Source organism: Dyadobacter sp. (assembly GCF_039919315.1).
GTDB lineage: Bacteria > Bacteroidota > Bacteroidia > Cytophagales > Spirosomataceae > Dyadobacter.
Map to the genome: position 1 here is coordinate 1 of NZ_JBDSFX010000049.1, position 26,038 is coordinate 26,038.

The following is a 26,038-nucleotide window of genomic DNA, read 5'->3' on the forward strand; positions in this document are numbered from 1 at the left end:
TCACGCCAATTGATGAAAGTACTGAAACTGATGTCTTTTTTTCGGACCCACAAGTGTTAAATGCCATTAAAGAAGGTATTGAAGACGTGAAGGCTGGAAGAGTGACTTCCATTCGCGATCTTAAAAACATATGGGCAGATATTCTGTAACCTTCTCTGAAAGAGCAAAAAAAAGACCTTTCATTTTACATAAATGTCAAAAATTCCTGAAAAACATCATAACCGTACCGAAGTATCATCAGCGAAACAACGATTAAAAATATTTTCCGTACGAATCCATTTCCTTCTCTCAAGGCCATTCTGCTACCAACAATGTTGCCGGCAATGTTAAAAGCAGCCATCATCAAACCAATACCCAATAGATAATTCCCATTTCGGATAAAAACCAACAATGCCGAAATATTTGTGACACAATTGATAAGCTTTGCATAACCCGAAGCTGTTAAGAAATCAAATCTGAGCAACACGACAAAACCCAGAATCAGGAAACTACCTGTTCCCGGGCCAAAGAAGCCGTCGTAAAAACCAACCACCAGACCAATTAATGATCCCAGCAACAATTGTTTAGCAAATGGAAGCACCCTGGTTTGGACTGCTCCCAGATTTTTGTTTGTATAAACATAGATCAGCATCACGATCAGAATAATCAAAATCACTGGTCGTAAAATATCTGCCCTTACCATACTCACGGCTTTTGCTCCCAAAAAAGAGGCTGTAAAAGCAGCAAGACTAACAACGATAAGCAGCCTGTAATCAAACCTGATGCGTTTGCTGTACTGATACGCCGCCACAGATGTTCCGGAAATGGCGGCGATCTTGTTGGTGCCAAAAAGCGTAGCCACGGCCTTATCCGGAAATGCGATGAGCAGAGCCGGGATTTGAATCAAGCCTCCCCCTCCTACCACGGCATCGATAAATCCGGCTATAAAAGCCAGCGTGCTTAATGATAAAAGTAAGATCAACGAATAATCTGTACTGAAAGAACTAAGATCCATTCCGGATAAATTTTTTTGTCTTTTATTTACTGTAAAGGTGGAAAAATTTTGAAACCACCATCAGTTTTACTTTTTAACATGATAAACTTTACTTACAATTTTCCACAGGTCACCATCTTTGACCAAGGTAAACATATCAGCAAATTTGCTGGGGCCGAATTGTGACTCGATCCGTACAATAGCCACATCTTCCGCCACATCCAGTGTGGTTAGTTCGTAACTCGCTTCCATAGGCTCCCAACTATCGAAACCATCAATTAAAACCTGAATCGGTACGCTTTTTAATTTACCATCTTCTGTCCAGGACATTGTTGCAGTCGACGAAAATGCTTCCGCTGCGATTTTACCGCTGGCCTTCCGTCCCCCCTCCACATACAAATCGATTGCACGTAGTATACCTTGTTTTTCCTGCTGTGAAACTTCCATAGTTTGGTTATTTTTAGTCTTATTTTTATTTATACTGCTGGTGCACGATACCCAAAGAAACGGTAACAATGCCAATGCTAAAACCTGTTTTATTTTACTAATCATATTGTAATAATTACCCACTTAACTATTTTATTTACAGACTCTTAAAAGCCTTTGTTTGTTTTACAAAATTACACCCAACCAAAGGAACTGAGTATTCTATTCAGCTCAAATAATCTTACTATTTGGTCCAATTTGAGGAATTTAAGTATGTGATATTTTCACACGAGCATGTGACGCTGTCAAGGTCAGATGGAAGCAGAATCAAATATCTGGTCATAAAAAAAGCCTCACCAAATTTGGCAAGGCTTTACATGTTTGATCTATCAATTACAAGGTTGCCATATCAATTACAAACCGGTAACGAACATCTCCTTTTACCATTCGGTCGTAGGCAGTTTGAATATCCTTTATGTCAATAAGCTCAATGTCGGAAACGATATTTTGCTCTGCACAGAAATCAAGCATCTCCTGCGTTTCAGCTATTCCGCCTATGCCAGAGCCAGCAATACTTTTTCTTCCGCCAAGCAAACTAAACGCCGCTATTTCTGCGGGTTTGGAGGGAACACCTACACAAATCATCGTACCATCTGTCCGAAGCAACGAGAGGTACATATTGAAATCGTGTTCGGCAGAAACGGTATCCAGAATAAAGTCGAAAGTCCCCAAAGCTGCCTTTACCTGAGCTTCATCGCTGGTAACAACAAAGTGATGTGCACCTAGTCTTTTAGCATCCTCTTCTTTTTTTGGTGATGTACTCAAAACAGTTACTTCCGCACCAAAAGCAACACCAAACTTAACACCCATGTGCCCCAAACCGCCAAGACCAAGCACCGCCAATTTATGTCCTTTACCTACTTTCCAATGTCTGAGAGGGGAATATGTGGTGATACCAGCACACAATAATGGTGCGACAGCAGCCAGGTCAAGTTTTTCAGAAACATGCAATACAAATTCTTCCCGCACCACAATGGTATTGGAATATCCACCGTACGTTGGTGTTTTCCCGTCACGTTCCAGTCCGTTGTAGGTTTGCGTATTGCCTTCCAGACAATATTGTTCAAGATCTTTTTTGCAATTTTCACACTCCTGGCATGAATCAACCATACAGCCTGTTCCGGCAAGGTCACCTACTTTGAATTTCTTTACATGATCACCAACTTTGACTACACGACCAACGATTTCATGTCCTGGCACCATAGGGAATATGCCCGGAAACCAGTCATTATTAATCTGATGCAAATCGGAGTGGCAAACACCACAATATAAAATATCAAACTGAACGTCGTGGGGGCCAACTTCCCGTCGTTCAAATGCCCAAGGCGCTAAATCTTCGTTCGGACTCTGCGCAGCGTATCCTTTGGTTTCAATCATCTCTGTTAATCTGTTTTAAAATAAATTTGCATGCTACTTCACTTGTTTCAACGCGTCTTTGATGGGAGTCTCACCGTCATGCATCATGATCACTTTACCAATGGTACTATCATCTTCCAGAATGGCAACCAGTGTCTCGACCACATTAGCAATTGAATTTGATGATGGTTCATTTACATCTACTGTAATTTTTCCTGTTCCGTTTTCCTCCTTCAATGCGCCTGGTTGCAAAATGGTGTAGTCCAGTTTCGTCTGAGTGGTAAGGTACAGGTCCGCGTAATGCTTGGCGATGTTGTAATCTGTAATATCTTTCAGGAAAGACTCTTTCCAGCGACTGGGTTCAAGAGCGAATACTGAACTGAGTAAAATAAATCTGCTTATACCTGCTTTCTCCGCAGCCTGAATGGTTTTAACCGCACCGTGCAAATCAATTTGCAGCAAATTCTTTCCTTTCGAGCCCGCTACAAAATAAACTGCATCAATATTTCCCTGCATCGTCTCCACCATTCGATTCACATCCCAAAGTAAATCAAAGGCGATCAGCGATACATTTTCGGTCGAGGTAACATTGTTTTCATGTCTTGATCCTGCCAAAACAGAATAATCCAGACTCGCCAGTTTACTAACCAACGCCGAACCCACACGCCCGCCTGATCCGATTACCAATATTTTCTTCATAAGACCTGATTTCAATGTTTAGCTGCGAAATACCGAAGGAGCCTGACCATGGTATTGTTTAAAAATTCTTGAAAAATGGGAGACGTTTTCAAACCCGAGCGTATAACAAATGTCGGAAACAGACATCAGGGTGGTTTCCAACAGATCCTTCGCCTTTTCCAGTCTTTTCTCACGTATCCACGAAGCCGGAGACGTATTGTAAACCATCTGAAAATCCCTTTTGAAACTCGACAAACTTCTGCCTGAAAGATAGGCCAGCTCCAATAAGGAAACCGGCGAGGCATAATGTTGCTCAACAACATGACGGATCTCTGCCCGAACCGGTTGGTGTAACTGAAGAATCTGCAAGAACATATTACGATTACACTCAGCAACATCATAAAGCAGTTCCATGATTTTTAGTCGCAACTGCCCCGGATGAACAATGGAGTCGTCATAGAAGTACGGCTTGAGGGAGCGCGCGAACGCTATAAGACATTCGCTCATCGGGTATACGGCCGTTTTAATCTCGCCTTCGATTTTGGGTACTTTAACCTCCGATGATGCCAGAAATGTTTTTAAAAGATCATCTTTTAAACTGAACATCAGGCTATCGTAGATGTTGTCATTATCCGGGTTGCCAACTTTATCATATTGTACTGAAATTGCCTTCTTTAAAAGAATCATGTCGTTCTTCCCAAGCGCATACTGCTGCTTTCCATAGGTCAGCGTGACAGTACCTTCCAGAACGATCAGCAGCAGATGCTCTTCCAGATACATAGTACCCCGGGCCTCCATGCTGTGTATGCATTGCTCGATGACCGAGCATCCATCCAACATTAAAGTACCCTGTTGCCCTGGCCCGCTAACCAGCGAGGTAGGAACTTTAATCACTTTACTCATATCGATTCTGTCAAAAGTCAGCTTTTCAATATCATGAACAAGCCGATCAATGTTAACAGCTCATTCATATTGGAATTATGACACAAAGATATCAATCATAAAATTCTCAAATTGTTCTATTTAGGTCAAAAAGTTTGCTGATTTAGCTCAAACACTTATATATAAACACCCGGATGGTGCTTTCTGCGCAAACTATCCTCACCAAGGCCCTTCATTTGGCATCTTAGAATAACCAGATTTCTTTCGCTTCTAAGTCAATGAAGAATTATCATTCTATTATCCTTTGACATGTTTTTCTTTATTAAAATCAGCCACATTCCTGGTACGAAAACGCTATCTATTATCAGGTCGACATGGAAACAATAAAAAAGTTCGGTAGGATACATCCTCCTATATAAATCAGACCTTCTTTTAGGTTAAACAAAAGTTCAAGAATTCTAATTAAATAAAGTACAGTTTAACCCGCCCAATGAGGAAGCTTAATGGTCGAGTAGGCAAGGGCATTTCAGCCCAAGCCTCTCACAGAACCGTACGTGACAGTCTCCTATCATACGGCTCTTATTATCCAAAGCCTTTTTACATGATTTTCAATCTCCAATGTACAAATAGGTTAGGCATCGATTTCTTTACCTTTCCCACCCATTTCAAGGACATCTGAATACCACCAACCATAGCAGGTTTCAAATGGTCGGATTGCTGTTGTTTTTTTGCTTGATGCCTTCACCAAGTAGAATTCATTTTCGATCTCCTTTCCCGCCCTCTCTGATTGGTTTCTTCCGATATTCTGCGTTTCAATCCGGCTTCCATCATGTGCAACTTTCACGGAGACAATGTGGATATGGGATGGTCGCTATCGTAATGTTGGTACACCAGGTAAGGCTGATTACCAAAGCCAATCTTCTCCATGTAAGCTTTCGAGATCTCCGCCAGAAGTGCTTTCGAATGCTGCTTAGAAAGGTCAAAGTTCAGAGATATATGGACACTATTTCGAACCACATTCGTGTTCAATGCAGCCAGTTTCAAAAGCATATTCAATCGCTCCTGCTCCGTCAAATTTGCAACATCGTCCGGGTAGTTTCCGGCCATGATGCACTCGGCAATACCCTCTTTCATCTTGTTTTCATTGTAGTAAAAAGTACTGCGGATGGACGTCCCGGTCTTTATGATTGCAACCATATTTTCGAGGCTTTGCTGTATATATTGAGCTCATTCACCAGCTCAATCAGGTGATTCTTATCTGCTTCGTAGGCTTCCAGCCAGCTGCGAAAATCAGCAATTTGAGATAGCGGGTGTAGCCGTTTGACGGCTTGATTCAGGTTGCTTCCTGCGGTGCTTAGTTCGCGACGAAGGCGTGTTAGTTCAACCATCACCCCGTCAAATGACTGGTTTCGGTGATTGACGATAACTGGCTCCGAAAGCAATACTTTCCTTGCATACTCACTCGTCGTCCGGCATGTTGTTCTTTGCACTTTCCGAAGAAGCTGCTGAAACTCCTCAGGCGTTAAGCGGACATTCAGCAACTTGGTTCGATTGTTTTTGTCTTTCTTCATCACATTATCATTTTCACGTTTCGACATTCATTTTTCATTCAATCCCACCAACGACTCCGGAGTGTTTGCGCGGGCCTCCGCGGCGCGGCCAGATCCTTAGTTTGTAACACAAACTGACATCTGGCGGGGCCACCCTGGCCGATTGCGGATAAGGGGCAATCCCTCTCGAATTTTAGTAAGCTGGAATTTTCAGTTTCATGGATTCTCCAATCCTAATGATCGGTATTTAAAAACTGCTGACAAGCCATTCATTTAAATCTTTGAAGCATTCATAGAGGCCGCTTGCATCTTTGTATTTTTCGTTGACAAGTGTGGCCTCTGAACGACAGGGACGTCCTTGAGAATCCCTGTCCAAATAAAGATTGATCTGGCTATGTTGCACAATGAAAGGACGGGCTCTTTCGAAAAGCGAAATCGAATTCAGAATGACGTAAGCTTCCGGCTCCTCACCTGTTGGTAACAGGGGCGTTTTGTAAGAAAGAATCAAAGAAGCCTTCAAACACAGACACGTTTTCAGCGCCTGAATTAATTGAAGTGATCGCCTTCGGAATACTAGTGACTTTTGAAAGGAATTAGGTAATTCATAGCCTCCAAAATCGGTCCCAAATCCGAGCGCGTAATACTGGCGGTCACCCAATTCGTAGTGAACCTGGCGACCGTACTTTTTTGCCACTTTTCTCCGAAGCTTTTTTCTGGTGAACAAATACTGAAAAAGCACCTTTGCGGAGATAGGCTGCACAGACAGGATTTGAACACAGTTGGATGTGACTTCATTAATGCCTAAGGGTTCGGAAAGCACCTACCATTAAAAACCCATGACGAAGTCCAATTCTTTGATCTCCGGTAGTGTCAGCAGCAGATAATTCCCCCTTATCCCTTCTCTCTTTATCTGATCGTATTGTTGAACTTAGGCGATACTAAAGAGCCGGAATGTCTGACACCTATCCTGTTTAAATTCTCCTTGGAATCGTTTTAAGCAGGTTTTATATTGTTGAACAGAAAAATTTAAACCCAGTTAATAATGAATGCAAAAGAACTGACAAGTGTGTATACCATCATGAGTATCACATTAAAATAAATGTTTGACAAAGAAAAAACGAGAAAAAAAGAAAGCCCTTCTAACAGTGGCCCTCAACTAGCCAAAAGGAAACGGAATAAGTGCCAAGGGCTGGCGGCTTGATTTAGCAAGAGTTTGGTATAATAAAAAAAGCCGCCATTATGCCGCGTTATTGTGCTCTAAACTCGATAGGTATAGAAGATACTATCTACGAAGATCACTCGGCTAAAAGTTTTGAAAGGCCGCAGTGGAAAAAAATATTGTTTCAACTCCGGCAAAAAGGAAGTAAAATTAATCTTATCCTATTTACAAAATGGGATAGATTCAGCAGGAATGCTAGGGACGCTTATCAAATGATTAATATTCTACGAAAACTTGGAGCAGAGCCGCAAGCGATTGAACAGCCTCTTGACCTTTCCGTACCAGAAAATAAAATGATGCTGGCTTTTACCTTGCCGCCCCAGAAGTCGAAAATGATCGCAGAGCGCTAAATGTCTTTCACGGAATGCGAAGAGCGAAGAAAGAAGGCCGATGGATGGCAAGCGCACCTTTTGGATACAGGAACAGGATTTCAGAAGATAATCGCAAATATATTGCAATCCATCCTGTTCATGGCCCGCTAATTAAAGGTGTTTTCAAAGAGCTCGCCACCGGAAGATTCAACACCGAGCAAGTTTGGAAAATGGCAAAAGGCGACGGTCTTACTTGTAGCAAACAAGCTTTTTGGATGGCAATTAGAAACCCTGTGTACTGTGGCAAAATTTTCATTCCGCCTTTCAAAGACGAACCTGGCCATTTCGTCACAGGCCAACATGAGCCTCTGATAAGTGAGCAATTATTTGACGAAGTTCAAGATGTGATTGACGGAAGAAAAAGAAATCTTAGCAATAAGCCTAAGAAGGCGGATAATAAGTTCGATGTTCCCTGAAAATCTGCATTTCGATGGAAAAGCATATCGAACTCCAAGAATTAATGAGGGCATCAACCTCATCTATCAGAAAATGAAGGACTTAGAGGGCATAAAAAACGAGACAAATCCAGAAAATCTGGCTTTGTCTCGTATGGTGCACCCAACGAGATTCGAACTCATATCGTCGGTACCGGAAACCGAAATTCTATCCATTGAACTATGGGTGCTGATGCAGGCTTTGACCTGTAACGGGGTGCAAATATAGCCGCTATTTTGATTTAAGAGCAGTGCGAATGAAAAAAATTAGGTTTTTTTCGCTGGCTACTGGCTTAAAGTTTTTTAAGCAAATCCCAGTCTTCCACGTCTTTTAAATACAAATAATCCAGCAGGACACCATTCACATTCGTGATCAGGCGATGTCCTTCCGCAAAAGGGACGACATAGGTATTGATATATTCATGGTCGGAGATGAGTCCCTGGACATTGTTGTGGTAGCCATTTATTTCCTCCGAAGTCAGTTCGAGCTCGCAATAGAACATGTACATCGCCTCATCACTCGTTCCCGTTGACGGGTAAAATGGCTCCTGATTGACTTTGACCAACTGAGCCACTTCCACCGCAATACCGGTCTCTTCGAACACTTCACGCGCTGCTACGGATGCTGCGTCGCTTTCGCTGTCCAACATACCTGCCGGGTGCTCATAAGTCATCGAGCCGTCACAAATGCGCCTTTGCTGAACCAGCAACAGATATTTTTCGCGGGTCGCTGCATCAATGAAGCAAATGAGGACGCTCACTACTTCGCCTTTCAAGAAACAAATTGGTGGAATCTTGTTCCCTTCAGGAGTAGTAGCATCGGTTAAAACCAATGAAAACAATATCTCTCCGTGCCCATTGCGCCGGCTGTAAAGTTCTTCTATCCCATGGATTTCCAGCCCGTTCTTTTCGAGTTTACCTTTCCAAAGATTGTATTTATGGGAATCAACCAGCTTTTCACTCATGCGAATCCAATGCGTAGATGTATGTTAGTTATATAAAGGAAAGCTCAACCCGGCATAAGGAACGCCGTAAGTGGTTGAAAAACGCTTCTGACCATTGTCCAGCTTCACGTCTGTCATATAAGTCATCCGACCGTGGACATAGCCCAGTTTTAGCCCGATACGATCTGTGATCCAGTATCGGAGGAATATTTCGGACTGCCCGCTTTGTTTGTTCATTGCCAGGGGAATGACATTGAAAGTACTCGGCTTGCTTGCTACATAGGTATTATAGTATTTCGCGCCCTGGCCTTCATAAAAACTGGGTTTGGTGTAGAGACCACTCCTTTTAACACCGAATGCGAAGCCTAAAAGGTCCGTATTGGCACCAATATCGAATCTCCACAGCCGAACATTAGCCCCCACAAGGAAGCTCAATCCGTTAGCCGTAATGCGTCCGAATTTTAATGTGTCATTGGAAAGTGCGTTGCTTTGAGGCAGCAAATTGGTCCTTCCCGCGTAGTACCCCCATGTACGTACGCCCCAACCTATGCGGAACCATGAAAAATTAGTTAAGCTTAATTCCTGATGGAACATGGCAGAAGGTACCCACTCGTTATCCTGGTAGCCCAGGCCAAGATCAATACCGGAATTAACGCGTGAAAGACTTTGAGAGAATGCTGAGGCCGAAACTAAAAAAACAAAAAGTACTATTAATCGGATGCTTTTCATTTGATTCTTAATGATGTGATGGGCAAAGGTAAAAAAATGTACAAAAAAATAAGGCAGAGATCAGATTCTCTGCCTAAGATTGGTTACAATTTAAGTAAACGGCTATTTACAAAGGTTAAGCCTCTTAAATGCCGGGTATTTGCTTGCTAACTGGTGTCTTTTTGAGTACTAACGCTCCCATTGGAGGCAGATCCAGCAGGACAGAATGGCTTTTGCCATGCCACTGTTGATTTTCTGACGTTACAGGTTCATAGTTAATAATGCCGCTTCCGTAAAACTGCTCCGAGTCCGAATTAAATATCTCTTGCCAATCTCCTTCCGAAAGCACGCCGACCCGGTAGCTTTTTCTCGGAACAGATGTGAGGTTCAGTACAACGACCAGATTCTGGGCAGGATCTGTCCCTTTTCTTGCATAAACGAGTACTGAGTTTTCACGGTCCTGTGTATCGATCCATTCGAAACCCTCGTGTGCGAATGAATAATCATACATCGCAGGCTCCGTTTTGTATAAATGATTCAGCGCTTTCACACATTCTTTCATTCCAATGTGAGGAGGGGTTTCTAACAGATGCCAGTCCAAACTTTGCTGGAAATTCCACTCGGAGGTTTGCCCAAACTCACCGCCCATGAATATCAGCTTCGTCCCCGGGTGTGTAAACATGTAGGTAAACATCAGCCTCAGGTTTGCAAACTTCTGCCATTCATCGCCCGGCATTTTATTGATCAGCGATTTTTTACCATAAACTACCTCATCATGAGATAGCGGTAACATAAAATTTTCTGAAAAAGCATACACCAGACTGAATGTAAGCTGATCCTGATGCCATTTACGAAATGCCGAATCCTTTTCGAAATATTTCAGCGTATCATTCATCCAGCCCATCATCCATTTCATACCAAAACCCAATCCTCCCACAAACACAGGTCGTGAAACACCGGGAAATGCTGTGGACTCTTCTGCAATGCTTTGAATGTCAGGGAATTCCGTATACGCTGCGATATTCATTTCTTTCAGTAATGAAATCGCTTCCAGGTTTTCCCTGCCGCCGAATTCATTGGGGATCCATTCTCCATGCTTCCTCGAATAATCAAGGTACAACATCGAAGCTACTGCATCCACCCTGAGCCCATCGGTATGGTACCGGTCCATCCAGAAAATAGCATTACTGATCAAAAACGACCTGACTTCATTCCTGCCGTAGTTGAAAATATAGCTTTTCCAGTCCGGGTGATACCCTTTTCTTGGATCTTCATGCTCATATAATGCGGTACCGTCAAATCGGAACAAACCGTGCGTATCACCCGGAAAATGGGATGGTACCCAGTCAATGTAAACGCCTATTCCGGCCTGGTGAAGCTGATCGATGAGGTACATGAGTTCCTGCGGTGTACCCATTCTGGATGCGCAGGAGAAATATCCCGTGATCTGATAACCCCATGAAGGCGGATACGGGTGTTCCATGATCGGCATGAGCTCTACGTGCGTAAAACCCATTTCCTTCACATAAGGCACCAATGTAACTGCTATTTCCTTGTATGTAAGGTATCTTTCAGGGTCAGTTGGGTCGCGCTGCCATGATCCCAGGTGCACTTCGTACACAGAGATCGGGGCATTCAGCTTGTTTTTCTCCTTTCTGTTCTTCATCCAGTCCGAATCCTGCCATTCAAACCACGTATCCCACACAATGGAAGCGGTTTTCGGGGCGACTTCGCACCACAATGCAAACGGATCAGATTTTTCCAGATGCTGACCGTTGAGCGAGACAATGTAGTATTTGTAAACCTCTCCTACCCCAACATTAGGTATCCAGCCTTCCCATATTCCCGAACTGTCCCAGCGGGGAGCGAGTGAATGAGCGGCGTGGTTCCAGCCATTGAAATTTCCGATTACTGAAATATAAGATGCATTAGGAGCCCAAACAGCGAAATACGTACCCACTACTCCCTTCACTTCCATCACGTGAGAGCCTAGCTTTTCGTACAATTTGAAATGCTTGCCCTGCCGAAAAAGATGAATATCAAAATCTGTAAAACGGCTAATTGTTTCCACCGCATTCAACGATTCATTCCCGACATTTTCATTACTCTTGTCAGCGGGAGCGGTTGATGAGTCTGTTTTTTTCTTACCAGTTGACTTAGCCATTTGTTAATCCACAATTAATGATAATCAGTAACAGCATGTAAGATTTACAATTTTTTTAAACTATTTCTTAAAATGTATATATTTTTTTGGCGATTTTCATTAACGCCTGATTTCTAGCATCAAATCAAATGGACCCTGCTCCCTTCTCCACCTGGTCGAGTACCCGCATGATGTTGCCACCCCATATCTTCTCAATGTCCTTGGCAGAATACCCTCTTTTGACCAGTTCCTCCGTGATCCCTCCGATCTGGCTCACATCGGTCAATCCGATCACTTCGCCGCCGCCGTCCAGGTCCATACCGATACCGACGTGATCTACGCTGGTCAGTTTGATGACATGTTCAATATGGTCTACCGCCTCTTTTAAAGTCGGCATATCGGATTTGTATTTCTCACTAATGGCCTTCATTTCATCACGTAAAGCTTTTTTGTCTGCATCCGAAAGATCAGTCTGACGGATTTTCAGCCTCAACGCTTTCAGCGACATTTCGTGAGGCTGCGATGGCTTTTTCACAAAGCCCGGAACAAAGTTGATCTGGATCACGCCACCATTTTTAGCCAGTGTCTTGATCATGTCGTCCGTCATATTTCTGGGTACATCGCATAATGCGCGGCAAGACGAATGCGAGGCGATCACGGGTACTTTGGTCAGCTTGATCACATCATAAAATGTGGAATCCGAGACGTGCGAAATGTCAACCATAATGCCCAACCTGTTCATCTCCTTCACTACCTGTTCGCCAAAAGCACTTAATCCATTGAATTCTGGCCCATCTCCGTCTGTTGACGAATCACAAATGTCATTGTTCGAGGAATGCGACAATGTAATGTATCGCAGGCCCAGGTCGTAGTACTGTTTCAAATTAGTAATATCCTTGCCCACGGGCCAGCCATTTTCCATACCTATAAATACAGCTCTTTTGCCCTCCTTTTGCAATTGATAGGCATCTTTGGAAGTAGTCGCAATGCCAGCAGTACCTGGGTTCAGCTTTACCGCCTCATGGATTTTGTCAAAAATCGCCAGTGCTTTCACCTTGGCTTCTGCATTGGCTTCATCCGAACGTTTTCCCTGGCCCAGATAGACCGCAAAAAACATACCGTCCATTCCACCTTTAATCATGCGCGGAAAATCGATCTGCGAACGGTCTTTTTCATAATCATGCTCCACAGCGATGTCGAAACCCGGTTTCATCATATTAATAGGTACATCCGCATGGGTATCGATCGTGAGTGCTTTGGCGTGAATTTTGGCGGCTTTGGGAGACATTGTGACGGGTACAGTCTGCGCAAATGTCATAACCGGTAACGATAACAGGAGTAAGAGCTTTTTCATTGAAGAGTGAATAATTGGTGATTGGATCAGGGAATATTACCTTTTTTTTAAGTTGAAGCTTTTTTTCTAAAAAATCAACTTCACCGGCTCATTCCTTACTTTACTTATAATTATACCTTGTATGGTTCAATTGAAAACAAGGTTTTATTATTTTTTAATTATTCTTACTAAGATTTTTCGGCTTTCGGTCTTTGATAACCATTATTCCTGAATTTTATCTATTCCAAAAATGTCACCTACTTTCTTTGCAGACCAAGCCGATTTCCGTAACTGGTTAGCACATAATCATCAGAAAGAAACTGAATTACTGGTCGGGTTTTATAAAGTGAATAGCGGCAAACCCAGCATGAGTTGGCCGGAGTCTGTCGATCAGGCTTTGTGTTTTGGCTGGATTGACGGCGTCCGAAAATCGATTGACGGGGAGAGTTATACCATTCGTTTTACTGCCCGTAAATCCGGCAGCATCTGGAGTGCCATAAATATCAGGAAAATAGAAGACCTTTCGGAAAAAGGTTTGATGCAACCGGCGGGCATTGCCAGCTATGAAAAACGAAAAGAACATAAATCAAAAATATATTCCTACGAAACAGAGCCAGTTATGCTCTCAGAAGAATTCGAGAAGCGGTTCAGGGAAAATGAAAAAGCCTGGGAATTCTTCCGGAAACAGGCCCCATCCTACCAAAAAACGGCTATTCACATCGTTATGAGAGCTAAAAGAGAAGAAACCCGTCTCAGCAGACTCGAAGCATTGATCCGGGACAGCGGAAACGGGACCAAATTAAAACAGCTGAGTTATTAGTATTATCCACCTCTCAACAATATGATGAAAATTTTTACCTACCAACCCTTCTATTACCAGAAGTCCGCTTTAAAATTCCTTGTCTTTTTATTGATTTTTAATGGCTGCAAATCTGTTCAAAAGCAGCTCCAAGGCAATTCATCAGAGATTGTGAACCACCAGGAAGACTTCATGTACCAATATTCGATCATCGACGCGCTGATGGCCGGTGTTTTTGACGGAGACCTCAACATGGCCCAGCTCAAAAAGAAAGGTGATTTTGGTATCGGCACATTCAATAGAGTTGACGGGGAGTTACTCATGGACCAAGGCCATGTATATAGGGTTAGCTACGACGGATCCGTGAAGGAAGTACCGGACTCGGACAGCACATCTGCGGCATTTGTCAAGTTCTTTAAGGCAGATACAATTATCCATTTAAAAGGTAACCTGACGTACGAAGCCGTGCAGGAACAACTCACAGAGATTCTCAATCCCAACGGTATTTATGCGCTTCGGATCAGCGGTAATTTCGCTACCATGAATACCCGCGCCGAACGACCAGCCAAACCACCCTATACCACCTTGCCCGCTCATCTCAAAGTAAACCAGACGGTTTTCAACCTGACCAACACCACAGGCATTTGTGATGGGTTCCTACTTCCACCCTATCTGGCACGAACCAATGTACCGGGTTTTCATTTGCATTACCTGGCCAACGACAAGAAGGCAGGCGGTCATATTTTTACCTTCACAACGAGTTCTGTGACGGTTGAGGTAGACATTGCAAAAGGTTTTACCATTGAAAATAATACCAATGCGGAATTCCATAATGTCAACCTAAAACCGGATCGTGGAGCTGAATTAAGGAAAATTGAATAACCAGGTATCACGACGACGCTGCAAATCCTATCTTTATAGAAAATCTCCGCGCTTCTTCAATGAAAAACAGACTGATTTGTTTGATACTGACCTGTCTGACAGGCCTGGCAGCGCAGGCCCAGGTCACCTATTATGCCGATATGCTCGGTAAAGGTTTCAAACAAGCTACTATTGTCCAACCTTCTGATTATGAAGGAAGCGTTACCTGTACGATCATCAAAAAAAACACTCCTGAAAAAAGTAGCAAAGCAGTACTATATGTACATGGGTTCAATGACTATTTCTTTCAGGAGGAAATGGCCGAGCGTTTTATCCAAGAAGGGTACAACTTTTACGCGGTCGATCTCCGGAAATATGGTAGGTCGTGGCTCCCAAGTCAGAAATTCAATAATGTCAGGGACCTTTCCGAATATTTCGCCGACATTGATACCACATTATCTATTATCAAAAGGGAGGGATCGGACAAAGTGCTGTTGAGCGGGCATTCGCTCGGCGGGTTGGTGGTGTCACTATACGCCGATGCGAGGAATGGCAAAGAGCTATTTAATGCTATTCTGTTAAACAGTCCGCTTTTTGATATGCCCACCAAATCCGGCTTGAAAAAGTCGGCGCTTCCTTTAATCGTAAAAAGGGCTGAAAAACATCCTGAAACTACGATCGACGCTGGAATAAGCCCTCTTTATGGCGAAAGTCTGCATAAAGATGCGCACGGAGAATGGTCTTACAGCCTGGGTTACAAGCCGCACATTGCGCCGCCGGTTAACTTTGGCTGGATGCGAGCGGTGCATTTAGGCCAGTTAAAAGTTTCGCAGGGACTACAAATCGGCAAGCCCGTGCTGGTGCTGCATTCCGCCAAATCCATTGATGAAAAAAAATGGAGCGACATCCTATTCACCGGCGATGCCGTTTTGGACGTCACGGAGGTAGCGCTGCAAGCACAAAATATAGTCGGCCAATACAGCATTCAAGCTGTGCAGGGTGGTATGCATGATCTTATTCTTTCCAAAAAGCCGGTGCGGGAGGAAGTTTATTCTACGATTTTTAACTGGGCGAAGCGCAATGTAAAATAAAGTTTGCGCGAAGCTCCCGCCGAAAGCTGGCGCGAAGCTCCCGCCGAAAGCTGGCGCGAAGCTCCGGCCGAAAGTTGGCGCGAAGCTCCTGCTTCGTGCCTCCTATTCCAAGGCCTCCGGCCGAAAAAAATTCCGCAAAAGCTGTTACTTCTTAAAACGCAAGCGTCAAAAGAAGAAACTCTAGCTTATGTCCGAAAAATACAGATTCCACAAAGATGGCCTTTTCTTCGTCACCATGACTGTAGTCGGCTGGATCGACGTATTCACCCGAAAAAAATACGCCGACGAAATTATCAAAAACCTAAATTACTGCATCGAACACAAAGGCCTGGAAGTTTACGAATTCTGCATTATGTCCAATCACTTGCACTTGATTTGTTCAGTAAAGGATGGTGAAGTTGGGAAAGTGATTAGAGATTTTAAAAGTTTCACCGCCAAGGAAATCATCAGATTAATTGACGAAAATCCGCAAGAAAGCCGCAAAGAATGGTTGCTTTATATGTTCAGGTACTTTGCCAAAGGGTCTAGTCCCAAATGCGAATTTCAGTTTTGGCAGCATCATAATCATCCTATTTCGCTGGTATCCAAAAGATTTATATTACAAAGAACAAGATATATTTGGAACAATCCGGTAAAAGCTGGGATTGTTAGTGAGCCGCAGCATTATATTTATAGTAGTGCTAATCCGGATACGGAATTGAAACTTTCCTGACGAGGCTGGCACGAAGGTAAACCTTCGTGCCGACTATTCGCAGGCCTCCGGCCGGTCAATACTGTCCGGTTTATCTTGCATATCCGGCCAGAGGCCTTAGAATAGCTGGTCCGAACGTGACGTTCGAACCAGCTTGGTTGCGGGAGGTAAAACACTGAATGGTGTGTAGAAACCAAAATGCGGTGCGGAGGAAAAGCTTTATAAATTACTTCCTTGCCACTCCCTTTTTCAATTCATCCAGCGTCATGAATTCATTCTCTTTTTCGACATTCTCCATGATCTTACCCAGGTAAAAGTCCTCCAATTCTTCATTATCAATGATATAGAGTATTCTTTGAACCTGCTTTTCAGTCCAGTCGGCATTCGCTTTTTTAATCAAATAGCTTGGAAGTGAAATTCTGAGCCTCTCTGCTATTTCAATATCTGTAAGTTCAGATGCATTGGTCAAAGAACTGATTTTCGATCTCATTTCCGAGTACTTCTCTGAAAGCTCGCGCATCACTTGATTGTCAACCATGGTATTAGTTCGTTAATGTTTTTGCATAATTAATCAGTTAAAAGACACCATCATAACCGTTAGTTAGTCCATCCTTGCCGTTAGAAAATCGGCTGCCCAAAACCCCTAAAAACGGCAATCTGATTTCTATCTTGCGAATGCGAATCAATACAATAACACTTTCTAAAATGCACAAAAATTTAATCAACAACGATATAGTCTGGCGGAGAGTGGGTGAAAGTCCCATAATCTTCAAATTGTGTTTTTGCTGGTTCGCGCCACCGTCAGGCATATTCATTAACCAAAACACCTTATGCGAACCGCAAAACCAAAAACAGCCCCCAACCCCGCCAAGCCAAACCGCCCGGAAGTACGGAGCCTCAAAATTCAGCCCAAAGTCAGGCGTAACTTTTACAAAGAAACATTCGTTCCCGAGATCAAGCTTGCCGGAGAGTGGCTCCGAAATCTGGGTTTTGAGTCAGGGAGCCATGTAAAGATTACCACCAGGCAAGAATTATTAATTATTCAATTATTAAAATAAAATAAAAGCCGCAGATGATCTCTGCGGCTTTTTGGTGACTTTCGTAGAAGCCAATTTGACACTCGTCACTTTTTGATCAATTTGTACTGAATGACTTCACCATCAGCTTTGCTAAGTTTTACAATGAATAGGCCAGAAGGTAAATGTCGCACATCCAATCCCGAAACATCTACGCTGGAAGCTTCATGCAGCACTTTGCCGGCAGTGTTAAGAACCTGAACTTTCGAAACATTACCTAGGTCAGTGGCTTTGAAAAACACCTTATCCATTGTCGGATTAGGGAACAAACCAGCACTATTTCGATCACCTACGTTCACATTCACAATTTTTGAGAACGCAAAGGTCTGGTCGATGTCGATCATTTTGAGGCGGTAGTAATGGGCGCCAGCTTCTGGATTTTTGTGCTGAAAAGAGTACTCATGTAACTTTGCACTCTGCCCTAGTGCCGCAACTGTACCTATCGACCGCCAGGATTTTCCGTTAAGACTATGCTCAATGTCAAAATGATCACTGTTTGTTTCCTCTGTCGTAGCCCAATTCAGGTTCACGATGTCACTTTCATGCCTACCCTCAAATTTCGTAAGGGTGACAGGGAGGTTTGTCAAATTAAATGTGCTTAAATTCAGGTAAGCAGAAGAAAACTCATTGTGAACCGTTGTATTTGATCCTTGACTATAGAACTTTTCATTTCCTTCTGTCACGTTCACACCATCTAATTCAACCAGCCAGTTTTTATCCTCACCAAAGAAAGGGTCCCGGTAGCGTAAGCTAAGGATAGTAAAAGGACCTGGTTTTAGCTCTGGGCCTACAACCCCCCATAATGTAAAACCTATCAAGTCCATTTCTTGCCCTGGACTAAGGCTAACGGCCTTCGAGCCTGTCCAGCTGGCCGCTAAATAACTGCTTAACATACTCATGTAATCATGGCTACTAAAAATTCCGGCACTTGGCGTCGGAAGTGTATAAATATCCGTGAACCCGAATGCATTAGTCATTTTGGGACTTTCCAAATACATGCCTAAGGTAAACTCTATTTTAGTCACGTTTCCCGTGATATTTGCGCTGGTGTTATTGCGAATGGTCAGATAAACTTCGTTTAAAGTAGATCCTTGGCGTAATGTCCCTTGAATACTTTGGGCACTCAACCGCAAGATTGGGATAACGGTTAGGGTAAGAATAAGTACAATTTTTTTCATGGATGTATTGTGCTATGTGATAATTGGTTACAAGATATAACTAATTCTCTATATTTTAAAAACACAGTAATATATTTATAATATTCAATTTTTTCATTTCACCCACAAGCATCTTGGCAAGTAAAAATGGAAAAATCAGGTAGTGAAACTGAACTCTTTAAAACCGTGGCAATGTCTATTTTGGAGGAATCGATGTATCAGGATACATTTTCTTCGGTTGCAATTTCCCAAACTAACATTTCCTTCTAAATCCATTTTAAACTAACTTGACCTGCATAGAAACTCCTTAGTTCAAAAAACCACTCATATTATTTTACTTTATGCAAATCAGTGACCTTAAAATCCTCTTCTTCGACATTGGCGGCGTACTACTGAGTAATGGCTGGGGCCACGAGTCCCGAACTCTGGCGGCGGAGAAGTTTGGGCTCAATTATAAAGAAATGGATCAGCTCCATAATTTCATTTTCAATGTGTATGAAATTGGGAGTGTCAACTTGGACCAATATCTTGATACCGTGATATTTAATCACCCAAGGGACTTTGTCCGCGAGGATTTCAAAGAGTTTATGTATTCGCAGTCTGTTGAGCTGCCCGGCATGCTGGCTTGGCTGAAAGAATGGAAAAAAGATTGCGGTTTCAGGATCATTTCCATTAATAATGAAGGAAAAGAACTGAATGATTATCGCGTTCAAAAATTCAAGCTGCATACCTGTTTCGACGCCTTCATTTCCTCCTGTGAAGTAGGTTTGCGGAAACCTGACCCAAGTATTTTTAAACTGGCAATGGGCATTGCACAGGCAACACCCAGCCAGTGTGTATATTTCGACGACCGGATCATGTTTGCCAATATGGCCAAAACACTCGGTTTAAGAGCCTTCCAGCACACCAGTTTTGAGTCCACCAAGGCAATTCTGGAAGATCTGAAAAAGGAACAATTTGACCGGGTCGGGCCCGTGGCTAGTTAATATGTCTTATCGTCAGCCGACGGTCCGTAAATGGACGGTACCGAAATGTCGTTCAGCCGCATATAAACTGTAAGCTGTCCGCGGTGGTGCACCCAGTGATTGATCGTCGAGCTGATACCGTCCAGCTTCGGCTGACTGAACAAAAGTTGCCCATTGTTCTTCAATGAAAATTGCTGATCAAGGCTTTCATTCGTAGCATTTTGTAACACTTTTTGAGAACCCTTGAAATTCTCCTCAAAGTGTTCCAAAAGCGCCTGGCTGGTGGAAAGCTCGAAATGCTTAAAATTGATAAAATCGATCTCGCCGTACTCTACCATATGCGTGATCCACATCGGTATTTCGGCTACTAATAATGTGAGATACCCCATTTCCATCGATTTTGGGTGAGGCTTGAATTTATAAACGGTCTCAGGAATCCGTTCGAGACACTTTTTAGTGGAAGCATACTCTGCTTCCATTTCTTTAAGATAGGCTGCGGCCAAAGCGGTGTTTTCCATAGTGCTTAGTTTTTTTCATCTATTTCAAAAAAACAATGCCTGACAATTCACCGCGATAAGTCCTCCCGTCAAATTACTTTATAGATAAGAAGCGTTGAAAGCCAATGTAATTTTATACATTTAAAGCATTGACTGTCAACCCTCATGCTATGGAATCAACTTTACTCGCACAGCCCATTCAGCGGACCGAACGTATCCATGTTCTCGATGCAATTCGCGGTTTTGCATTGCTTGGGATTCTGCTCATGAACATTCCATACTTTGCTTTTCCGGAAGAAACCGTTTCCAATCTGAACATTCGCAATGAGTATACCGGCCTCAATTACTACGCCTGGTGGATCGTCAATATGTTCTTTGAAGGGTCAATGCGAGGATTATTTTCCATGATGTTCGGAGCAGGAATGATTTTACTGACTACCCGGCTGTCCAATCATGCATTGATTGACAGCGCCGCGGAAATCTACTACCGCCGTCTCATCTGGCTGCTGCTCTTTGGCTTGATAGATGCTTATATCATCCTCTGGCCAGGAGACATTCTTTATTCCTACGCCATTTGCGGGCTATTCCTCTTTCCATTTCGCACCATGAAACCAAGGCACTTATTCGTTGTCGCTGGTATTCTGATGCTATTCTTCATCATCAAGACTACCTATCAGCGTGGCGAGCCCCTCAGAAATAAAATCGTAGCAGAAGCAATCCTGAAAAAGGAACTTGCTCCGGGCAGAATGACGCTGGATCAAAAAGAAATCGTCGAAAAATGGAAGGGATTTCAGGAAAACCAAAAGCTTGAAAACAAGAAGAAGGCAGTTACCCGGGCTGTTCGAAAAACCAAAGGTTCTTATGCTACGCTCTTTTCACATTATGCAGAAGTCAACACCTTTCTGGAAGCCAACGAGTTTTACGAATCCGGTTTTTTAGACTGTCTCATCTTTATGATCATTGGCATAGCGTTCTACAAACTGCAAATCCTGACGGGTGAACGAACCATGCAATTCTACGTTCTGATGGCACTCATTGGATATGCAATAGCCTTTCCATTAATATATTACAAGTTAAACATTGTGCTTCATGCTAAATTTGACATGATTAAAGTACTGGAAAAGTCATCATTGTATACCTACGAAATACGTAGGCTCGCTTTGACGATGGGCCACCTGGGAACGCTGCTGATATGCTATAAATCAGGTATGTTTCGTTTTGTTTTCAACATTTGGGCGAAAGTAGGACAAATGGCTTTCAGCAATTATTTGATCCAGAACATCATGGGAGGACTGATATTTTATGGTTTTGGGTTCAATTATTTCAATGACCTCGAACGTTACCAGCTGTACCTCATCGTCCCATGCATTTGGCTGGTTAACATCCTTTTCAGCTACATCTGGCTCCATTATTTCCGAATGGGACCGTTTGAATGGATTTGGCGTTCGCTGACCTACTGGAGCTTACAGCCGATGAGCAAGAAATCAGACATACCAGTCCCGAAAATGACCTGACCATTCCGGAGATCAAGTCGCTATTTGACGGTCACTTGACTGCATTGATTTCCAAAGTCAGTTTTGACTATGATTTCGCAATCTCAGACCCGAACGGAATTGGCATTGATCTTGTCAAATATTCCCCCTCAGACAAGCATTAATGAACAAACTGCGCGATTATGTGGTTACCAAAACTACAAAATGGATCATTGGACGATCACATTGACCCGCTTTTTACCAACTGAATGATATGTCAATTTCAAAAGAATCCGAGCTGACCGGAATGCAGGAAGCGAGTAAGGCTGTCGCCATAACACTGCGAAAAATGAGGGAATATGCGAAACCCGGCATGACAGCCAAGGATCTGGACGATTTCGGAGGCCAGATCCTGAGCGAGTTAGGTGCCAAATCCGCCCCCAAACTGACCTATGGCTTTCCGGGCTGGACCTGCATCAGTATCAATAATGAAGTAGCGCACGGCGTTCCTTCTGAAAAGAAAATATTAGCAGAAGGCGACCTGATCAACATTGACGTTTCGGCTGAATTGAATGGATTCTGGTCTGATAATGGCGGCTCATTTATATTGGGCGAGGATATTCATAACCATCAGCACCTGGTCAATACCTCTAAAAAGATTTTGCAAAAAGCGTTGAGTAACATCCGCGGCGGCGTAAGAATTGCAGACATCGGTCGTCTTATTGAAACCGAAGCCAAAAAATCAGGCTACAAAGTGATCAAGAACCTGACCGGCCACGGTATCGGCAGAAGCCTTCATGAAGAGCCGCACGAAATAGCCAATTACTACGAGCGCTCCAATCAGACGCGTTTCAGAAAAAACAGCGTCGTGGCCATAGAAACATTCATTTCCACGCATTCAACCATTGCCGGTAAGACGAACGACGGCTGGACGCTGGTCGGTACGAAAGGAGGCTACGTAGCGCAGCATGAACATACCATTATTGTCACTGATGGCAGGCCTGTGATCCTGACAGAAATGAACGGAATTTTTAATTGATCAGGACCAAAATCCCTGCACCAGAATCCCCAGTGGGGAATCTTCCCGCTTTTTCAATTCCTTCCGCAGCTGAACGCAGGTAGGAATGTGTCCTGAAATGTAAACATTGGAATTGGCCAGCGGCTTATCCTGTGTCCACTTCAGGATGTGGTGAAGACCACCCGCATCTGTCTGTCTGACCGGCTGGATTTTCCAGTTGAAATAGTCCGCAAATTCCTCCCGGTGACTTTCCCGGGCGATCGTGATGGCGCCGGTAATTCCCCTTCCACCTGCCAATTGCTGCAATGCGAGATAATGCCCGATGCAGCTCATATCGCCAAAAACCACCATTTCACCATATTCCGCAGGACGGTGAAACGTAGACCCTACCCCAACATACGTAATGTTGTCGCCCTCTCTCAGCGACTTGATCCAGCGACTGCCCGGGCCATTTTGCTCAGCATTCACATATAATGTACAGGTACGGATATCCTCATCCCAACCCGCAGGCGTATAATCTCGGTATACGCCGGACGCGACTTTGATTTTGATGTGCTGAACACGTTTCCAGCCGCTCATATCCATATCAGGAAAATGGACGTCTACTTCAAAAAAAGTGGCAGGCTCCCAGGCTCGTATAGCCAGCACTGTGCCGGTTTTACCCATTGCAGTCTCAAAAAAGTTGATAGCTTTTTGTTTAATGATGTTCATTTCTTGTAAAGTTGGTCCTTTTGAAGACTGACGTTCCAGCCGATATTTTACTTTACAAAAAAACGATCGATTTGAAAGTGAATAAAGAGAGAAAGAGTGGTAATGATTGGACTATTCACGGTATGTTTCTCGAAACTGTCCGGCAGACTTCCCCGCAGCTTTCCGGAAAAGTCTCGAAAAGTAAGCATGGTCTTCATAACCCAATGTGAATGCAATTTCTTTTACACTGAGACTAGTATAGCATAGAAGCCTTTTCGCCTCCAAAATTATCTCATTCTGTATCCAGTAACTGACAGGCTGGCCCGTAGTTTCCTTCACTACTTCATTGAGATAGGAAGGTGTAATGCTCATCATACTTGCGAATGCGGCAGGACTTTTTACGGTTTTGAATTGCTTGCAAAGTAATTTTCTAAATTCGGAAGTAATGATCGCCGGACGCAAATTTCCCAATGTATTTTTCCTGATCTCATGCTCAAAAAACGATGCAAAAATACTCAGGCAAACTTTGAGCATATTTTGCAATGTAACCTGCTTGTGATCATGCGAAGATTTGGAAATGTCACTCAGTAATGACAGGCTACTCGCCAGCGTCTCCGACTGCTGCTCCGTAATTGGGACGGGCATGCCATTCTGCGCGTATTCCTCCACTACCGCACGTTGTTGCTCGTCCAATACCATCATATCAGTAGCTAAAAACCAGCCGGTGGCATCGAATGTATCGGTCAGGTAATGTACCTGGCCGGGTAAAATGCAAAAAGCACCCCGACCGTGCAGCTTTACTTCACGAAAATCAACCATTAAGCAGCTGTACCCTTTTTCCTGGAAAAAGAAGTTTCCATGATTGTCCCGGTGTACACCCAAATCCATCGCCAACGCATCGTCTGCCCTGTCGATCCTATGAACAGATATTCCCATCACAGAATCATCACTCAAATAATGTAGCGGAATGTTGGTCTTCTTGGGCATTTGATGGTTTTTAATGTCTATTCCAATTACATTTCAGCATTTGCTTTCAGCTTCAATGACCGGTCGAGCAGGTCGGTGGCTTGCAGTACTTTATTTTTAAGGAAATAAGGATACGCAGGATTTTCCTTTAAAAACGAATGTGCAATGTGCGCAGCCTCAGGCGACGAATGCCAGGCGAATGTATTGTGCAACCAGCGGGTCGGAAAGAAAATATCGCCCGTGAGCTGTATTTCCTGTAAAAGTTCCAGCGACGGACGGAGGTATTTGACAGCACTCTTCGCTCGCAATGGATGGTGCAAATACGACAATGCATCGAGTACCCAGGCCTCTTTTTCTCTGTTTTCCTCTTTTTTTAATGATTCAAAAAATGCATCACGTTTAGATTCCTCTTTATTTAATGCCGGAATTACAAACTGCATTCTGGCTTTGCGATCAGGATTTTTAGTATTTTTCAACTGCTCTTCCAGAATCGCTCCGACATTCCCTTTTCCCTTCAGTGCTAACTCATAAGCAAGCGATATTTTGTCCTCTTCCGATAAAACGAGGTCTTTCACGACCAATTTCCCATTCCAAAGCGACTCCATTTTTTTCCAGCCGTCGTCAGTTACAGCCAGATTTTTAAACGATCGAAAATAAGAAGTTTTCACCCCTTTGTCTTTGGTTTGAAGTAGAAGGTGCCAAATTGTTTTCTCCACACGAATTTGGTAACGTTCGCGTTGTTTATCATTCAAAAACGTCCACCAGACTGTCTGCAAATTACCAAGCAAATAATCGATCAGCAGTGGATTGGTTTCCTTGGGCAAAGTGATCAGTACATCATTCATGAAGCTTTCCGGTGTATTACCATCCCCGCGAAGCAGGCCTTCCCAAATGCTGACGAGCATCGCTCCGCGAAAAACCGGACTATCAAACAGTGAGTCTTTTAGATTATAATGATTAATAAAGTAAGCCTTACTCGCGGTATCCATTTTGAAATAACCATAACCAGTACCATCATCATTCGGGAAAACCAGTTCCTGTGACGGGGTTTTGATCGTTTTGAAAACCAGCGGCTGCTGCCAGCTCCTACCTGAAACAGAGTCCTTCTTTTGCGAAATACGAATGCCGTCGGGCCCTTTTTCAACCTCATATTCCGGCATATCCGGCGTTTTTACCCACACATTACTCCACCCAGTAATGTTCTGAGGCGTGTTTTTATCAATAATGCCAATGAGATCGTCCCACCTGGCATTGCCGAAAGCGTATGTTTTCAGGTATTCTTTCAAACTCTGCTGCATCAGCTTCTCCCCTATTTTTCTTTCCAGCTGCCGCATCACGATCGGCGCTTTCATGTAAATGATCGCACCGTACAATGTGCCTGCGTTTTTGAGATTGCCAAGATTCTGTAATACCGGATTGGTACCGGCTGTCCTGTCCACCTCATACGCATTGGGATAATGTGCGAGCAGGAAACGCAGGTCATGATTGATTTCCGGGAAGCTCGGATGGACAATTTTAGCGGCCATAAAATTGGCAAAAACCTCTTTCAGCCACACATCATTAAACCAATCCATCGTCACCAGGTCACCAAACCACATATGCGCCGATTCATGCGCAATCACACTGGCACGCGCCATACGTCTGTTTACTGACGCATTTTCATCTAAAAACAGCGAGG

The 26,038-nt window shown here is 43.5% G+C and carries 29 protein-coding genes and 1 tRNA gene; 10 read left to right on the forward strand and 20 right to left on the reverse strand.

Going from position 1 to position 26,038, the window contains the following annotated elements:
• Positions 1 to 184: 184 nt before the first annotated feature.
• The 9 genes from ABIO93_RS13260 to ABIO93_RS13300 form a co-directional block, all read right to left on the reverse strand.
• Positions 185 to 994 carry a TSUP family transporter gene (locus ABIO93_RS13260; RefSeq protein ID WP_348068349.1) on the reverse strand — a complete coding sequence of 270 codons (810 nt, stop codon included), beginning with the start codon at positions 992 to 994 and terminating at the stop codon, positions 185 to 187.
• 66 nt (positions 995 to 1,060) lie between these two features.
• Positions 1,061 to 1,420 carry a nuclear transport factor 2 family protein gene (locus ABIO93_RS13265; protein ID WP_348068351.1) on the reverse strand — a complete coding sequence of 120 codons (360 nt, stop codon included), beginning with the start codon at positions 1,418 to 1,420 and terminating at the stop codon, positions 1,061 to 1,063.
• A gap of 372 nt (positions 1,421 to 1,792) precedes the next feature.
• A complete protein-coding gene (locus ABIO93_RS13270) occupies positions 1,793 to 2,836 on the reverse strand; it encodes an NAD(P)-dependent alcohol dehydrogenase (RefSeq protein WP_348068353.1) in 1,044 nt (347 codons plus the stop codon).
• Positions 2,837 to 2,869: 33 nt separating this feature from the next.
• Positions 2,870 to 3,514 (reverse strand): NAD(P)H-binding protein, encoded by a 645-nt coding sequence (locus tag ABIO93_RS13275; protein ID WP_348068355.1) that lies wholly within the window; start codon positions 3,512 to 3,514, stop codon positions 2,870 to 2,872.
• An 18-nt stretch (positions 3,515 to 3,532) separates the two neighbouring features.
• Positions 3,533 to 4,396 carry an AraC family transcriptional regulator gene (locus ABIO93_RS13280; protein WP_348068357.1) on the reverse strand — a complete coding sequence of 288 codons (864 nt, stop codon included), beginning with the start codon at positions 4,394 to 4,396 and terminating at the stop codon, positions 3,533 to 3,535.
• A gap of 610 nt (positions 4,397 to 5,006) precedes the next feature.
• Positions 5,007 to 5,219 (reverse strand): hypothetical protein, encoded by a 213-nt coding sequence (locus ABIO93_RS13285; protein WP_348068359.1) that lies wholly within the window; start codon positions 5,217 to 5,219, stop codon positions 5,007 to 5,009.
• Positions 5,216 to 5,572: a relaxase/mobilization nuclease domain-containing protein gene (locus tag ABIO93_RS13290; RefSeq protein WP_348068361.1), complete on the reverse strand. Its 357-nt coding sequence runs from the start codon at positions 5,570 to 5,572 to the stop codon at positions 5,216 to 5,218. Before ABIO93_RS13290 ends, ABIO93_RS13285 begins: the two co-directional genes overlap by 4 nt.
• Entirely contained in the window at positions 5,557 to 5,973 is a 417-nt protein-coding gene (locus tag ABIO93_RS13295) for a plasmid mobilization relaxosome protein MobC (RefSeq protein WP_348068363.1), read from the reverse strand. Before ABIO93_RS13295 ends, ABIO93_RS13290 begins: the two co-directional genes overlap by 16 nt.
• A gap of 199 nt (positions 5,974 to 6,172) precedes the next feature.
• Positions 6,173 to 6,685 (reverse strand): hypothetical protein, encoded by a 513-nt coding sequence (locus ABIO93_RS13300; protein ID WP_348068365.1) that lies wholly within the window; start codon positions 6,683 to 6,685, stop codon positions 6,173 to 6,175.
• Between the two features lie 479 nt (positions 6,686 to 7,164).
• On the opposite strand from ABIO93_RS13300, the gene ABIO93_RS13305 reads away from it, so the two are divergent.
• Together ABIO93_RS13305 and ABIO93_RS13310 are read left to right on the forward strand one after the other, a co-directional pair.
• Entirely contained in the window at positions 7,165 to 7,494 is a 330-nt protein-coding gene (locus ABIO93_RS13305) for a recombinase family protein (RefSeq protein WP_348068367.1), read from the forward strand.
• Between the two features lie 44 nt (positions 7,495 to 7,538).
• Complete coding sequence (locus ABIO93_RS13310) at positions 7,539 to 7,931, forward strand: recombinase family protein (protein ID WP_348068369.1); 393 nt, start codon at positions 7,539 to 7,541, stop codon at positions 7,929 to 7,931.
• Positions 7,932 to 8,065: 134 nt separating this feature from the next.
• Here ABIO93_RS13310 and ABIO93_RS13315 read toward each other — a convergent pair.
• From ABIO93_RS13315 to ABIO93_RS13335, 5 genes are all read right to left on the reverse strand, one after another.
• Positions 8,066 to 8,140: transfer RNA gene (locus ABIO93_RS13315), tRNA-Arg, on the reverse strand.
• 102 nt (positions 8,141 to 8,242) lie between these two features.
• Complete coding sequence (locus ABIO93_RS13320) at positions 8,243 to 8,914, reverse strand: NUDIX domain-containing protein (RefSeq protein WP_348068371.1); 672 nt, start codon at positions 8,912 to 8,914, stop codon at positions 8,243 to 8,245.
• 24 nt (positions 8,915 to 8,938) lie between these two features.
• A complete protein-coding gene (locus ABIO93_RS13325; RefSeq protein WP_348068373.1) occupies positions 8,939 to 9,622 on the reverse strand; it encodes a hypothetical protein in 684 nt (227 codons plus the stop codon).
• A 124-nt stretch (positions 9,623 to 9,746) separates the two neighbouring features.
• Complete coding sequence (gene glgB / locus ABIO93_RS13330) at positions 9,747 to 11,765, reverse strand: 1,4-alpha-glucan branching protein GlgB (RefSeq protein ID WP_348068375.1); 2,019 nt, start codon at positions 11,763 to 11,765, stop codon at positions 9,747 to 9,749.
• A 124-nt stretch (positions 11,766 to 11,889) separates the two neighbouring features.
• The gene (locus ABIO93_RS13335) at positions 11,890 to 13,098 is read right to left on the reverse strand and encodes a dipeptidase (protein WP_348068377.1); all 1,209 of its coding nucleotides are present in this window, start codon (positions 13,096 to 13,098) and stop codon (positions 11,890 to 11,892) included.
• A gap of 229 nt (positions 13,099 to 13,327) precedes the next feature.
• On the opposite strand from ABIO93_RS13335, the gene ABIO93_RS13340 reads away from it, so the two are divergent.
• From ABIO93_RS13340 to ABIO93_RS13355, 4 genes are all read left to right on the forward strand, one after another.
• On the forward strand, positions 13,328 to 13,897 hold the full coding sequence (locus ABIO93_RS13340) for a YdeI/OmpD-associated family protein (protein WP_348068379.1): 570 nt from the start codon (positions 13,328 to 13,330) through the stop codon (positions 13,895 to 13,897).
• Positions 13,898 to 13,918: 21 nt separating this feature from the next.
• Positions 13,919 to 14,758 carry an acetolactate decarboxylase gene (budA, locus tag ABIO93_RS13345; RefSeq protein WP_348068381.1) on the forward strand — a complete coding sequence of 280 codons (840 nt, stop codon included), beginning with the start codon at positions 13,919 to 13,921 and terminating at the stop codon, positions 14,756 to 14,758.
• 59 nt (positions 14,759 to 14,817) lie between these two features.
• Positions 14,818 to 15,828, forward strand: a complete 1,011-nt coding sequence (locus ABIO93_RS13350) for an alpha/beta hydrolase (RefSeq protein WP_348068383.1) — start codon at positions 14,818 to 14,820, stop codon at positions 15,826 to 15,828.
• A 187-nt stretch (positions 15,829 to 16,015) separates the two neighbouring features.
• Positions 16,016 to 16,540 carry a transposase gene (locus ABIO93_RS13355; protein ID WP_348068385.1) on the forward strand — a complete coding sequence of 175 codons (525 nt, stop codon included), beginning with the start codon at positions 16,016 to 16,018 and terminating at the stop codon, positions 16,538 to 16,540.
• A 205-nt stretch (positions 16,541 to 16,745) separates the two neighbouring features.
• Here the strand turns inward: ABIO93_RS13355 and ABIO93_RS13360 are convergent, their stop codons facing one another.
• Complete coding sequence (locus ABIO93_RS13360) at positions 16,746 to 17,057, reverse strand: hypothetical protein (protein ID WP_348068387.1); 312 nt, start codon at positions 17,055 to 17,057, stop codon at positions 16,746 to 16,748.
• Positions 17,058 to 17,349: 292 nt separating this feature from the next.
• Here ABIO93_RS13360 and ABIO93_RS13365 point away from each other — a divergent pair, with 292 nt between their 5' ends.
• The gene (locus tag ABIO93_RS13365) at positions 17,350 to 17,577 is read left to right on the forward strand and encodes a SymE family type I addiction module toxin (protein WP_348068389.1); all 228 of its coding nucleotides are present in this window, start codon (positions 17,350 to 17,352) and stop codon (positions 17,575 to 17,577) included.
• A 65-nt stretch (positions 17,578 to 17,642) separates the two neighbouring features.
• Here the strand turns inward: ABIO93_RS13365 and ABIO93_RS13370 are convergent, their stop codons facing one another.
• Positions 17,643 to 18,773, reverse strand: coding sequence for a T9SS type A sorting domain-containing protein (locus ABIO93_RS13370; protein WP_348068391.1), 1,131 nt, complete (start codon positions 18,771 to 18,773; stop codon positions 17,643 to 17,645).
• Between the two features lie 320 nt (positions 18,774 to 19,093).
• On the opposite strand from ABIO93_RS13370, the gene ABIO93_RS13375 reads away from it, so the two are divergent.
• Positions 19,094 to 19,738, forward strand: a complete 645-nt coding sequence (locus ABIO93_RS13375; RefSeq protein ID WP_348068393.1) for an HAD-IA family hydrolase — start codon at positions 19,094 to 19,096, stop codon at positions 19,736 to 19,738.
• Here ABIO93_RS13375 and ABIO93_RS13380 read toward each other — a convergent pair.
• Positions 19,735 to 20,235: a DinB family protein gene (locus tag ABIO93_RS13380; RefSeq protein ID WP_348068395.1), complete on the reverse strand. Its 501-nt coding sequence runs from the start codon at positions 20,233 to 20,235 to the stop codon at positions 19,735 to 19,737. The two genes, ABIO93_RS13375 and ABIO93_RS13380, sit on opposite strands and share 4 nt — an antisense overlap.
• 149 nt (positions 20,236 to 20,384) lie before the next feature.
• On the opposite strand from ABIO93_RS13380, the gene ABIO93_RS13385 reads away from it, so the two are divergent.
• Together ABIO93_RS13385 and map are read left to right on the forward strand one after the other, a co-directional pair.
• A complete protein-coding gene (locus ABIO93_RS13385; protein WP_348068397.1) occupies positions 20,385 to 21,728 on the forward strand; it encodes a DUF418 domain-containing protein in 1,344 nt (447 codons plus the stop codon).
• A gap of 232 nt (positions 21,729 to 21,960) precedes the next feature.
• Positions 21,961 to 22,725, forward strand: a complete 765-nt coding sequence (gene map / locus ABIO93_RS13390; protein WP_348068399.1) for a type I methionyl aminopeptidase — start codon at positions 21,961 to 21,963, stop codon at positions 22,723 to 22,725.
• Here the strand turns inward: map and ABIO93_RS13395 are convergent, their stop codons facing one another.
• From ABIO93_RS13395 to ABIO93_RS13405, 3 genes are all read right to left on the reverse strand, one after another.
• Positions 22,726 to 23,415, reverse strand: a complete 690-nt coding sequence (locus ABIO93_RS13395; protein WP_348068401.1) for a hypothetical protein — start codon at positions 23,413 to 23,415, stop codon at positions 22,726 to 22,728.
• 111 nt (positions 23,416 to 23,526) lie between these two features.
• The gene (locus ABIO93_RS13400) at positions 23,527 to 24,381 is read right to left on the reverse strand and encodes a helix-turn-helix domain-containing protein (RefSeq protein WP_348068403.1); all 855 of its coding nucleotides are present in this window, start codon (positions 24,379 to 24,381) and stop codon (positions 23,527 to 23,529) included.
• Positions 24,382 to 24,407: 26 nt separating this feature from the next.
• On the reverse strand, positions 24,408 to 26,038 hold a 1,631-nt coding region (locus ABIO93_RS13405), incomplete at its 5' end, for a M1 family aminopeptidase (RefSeq protein WP_348068405.1).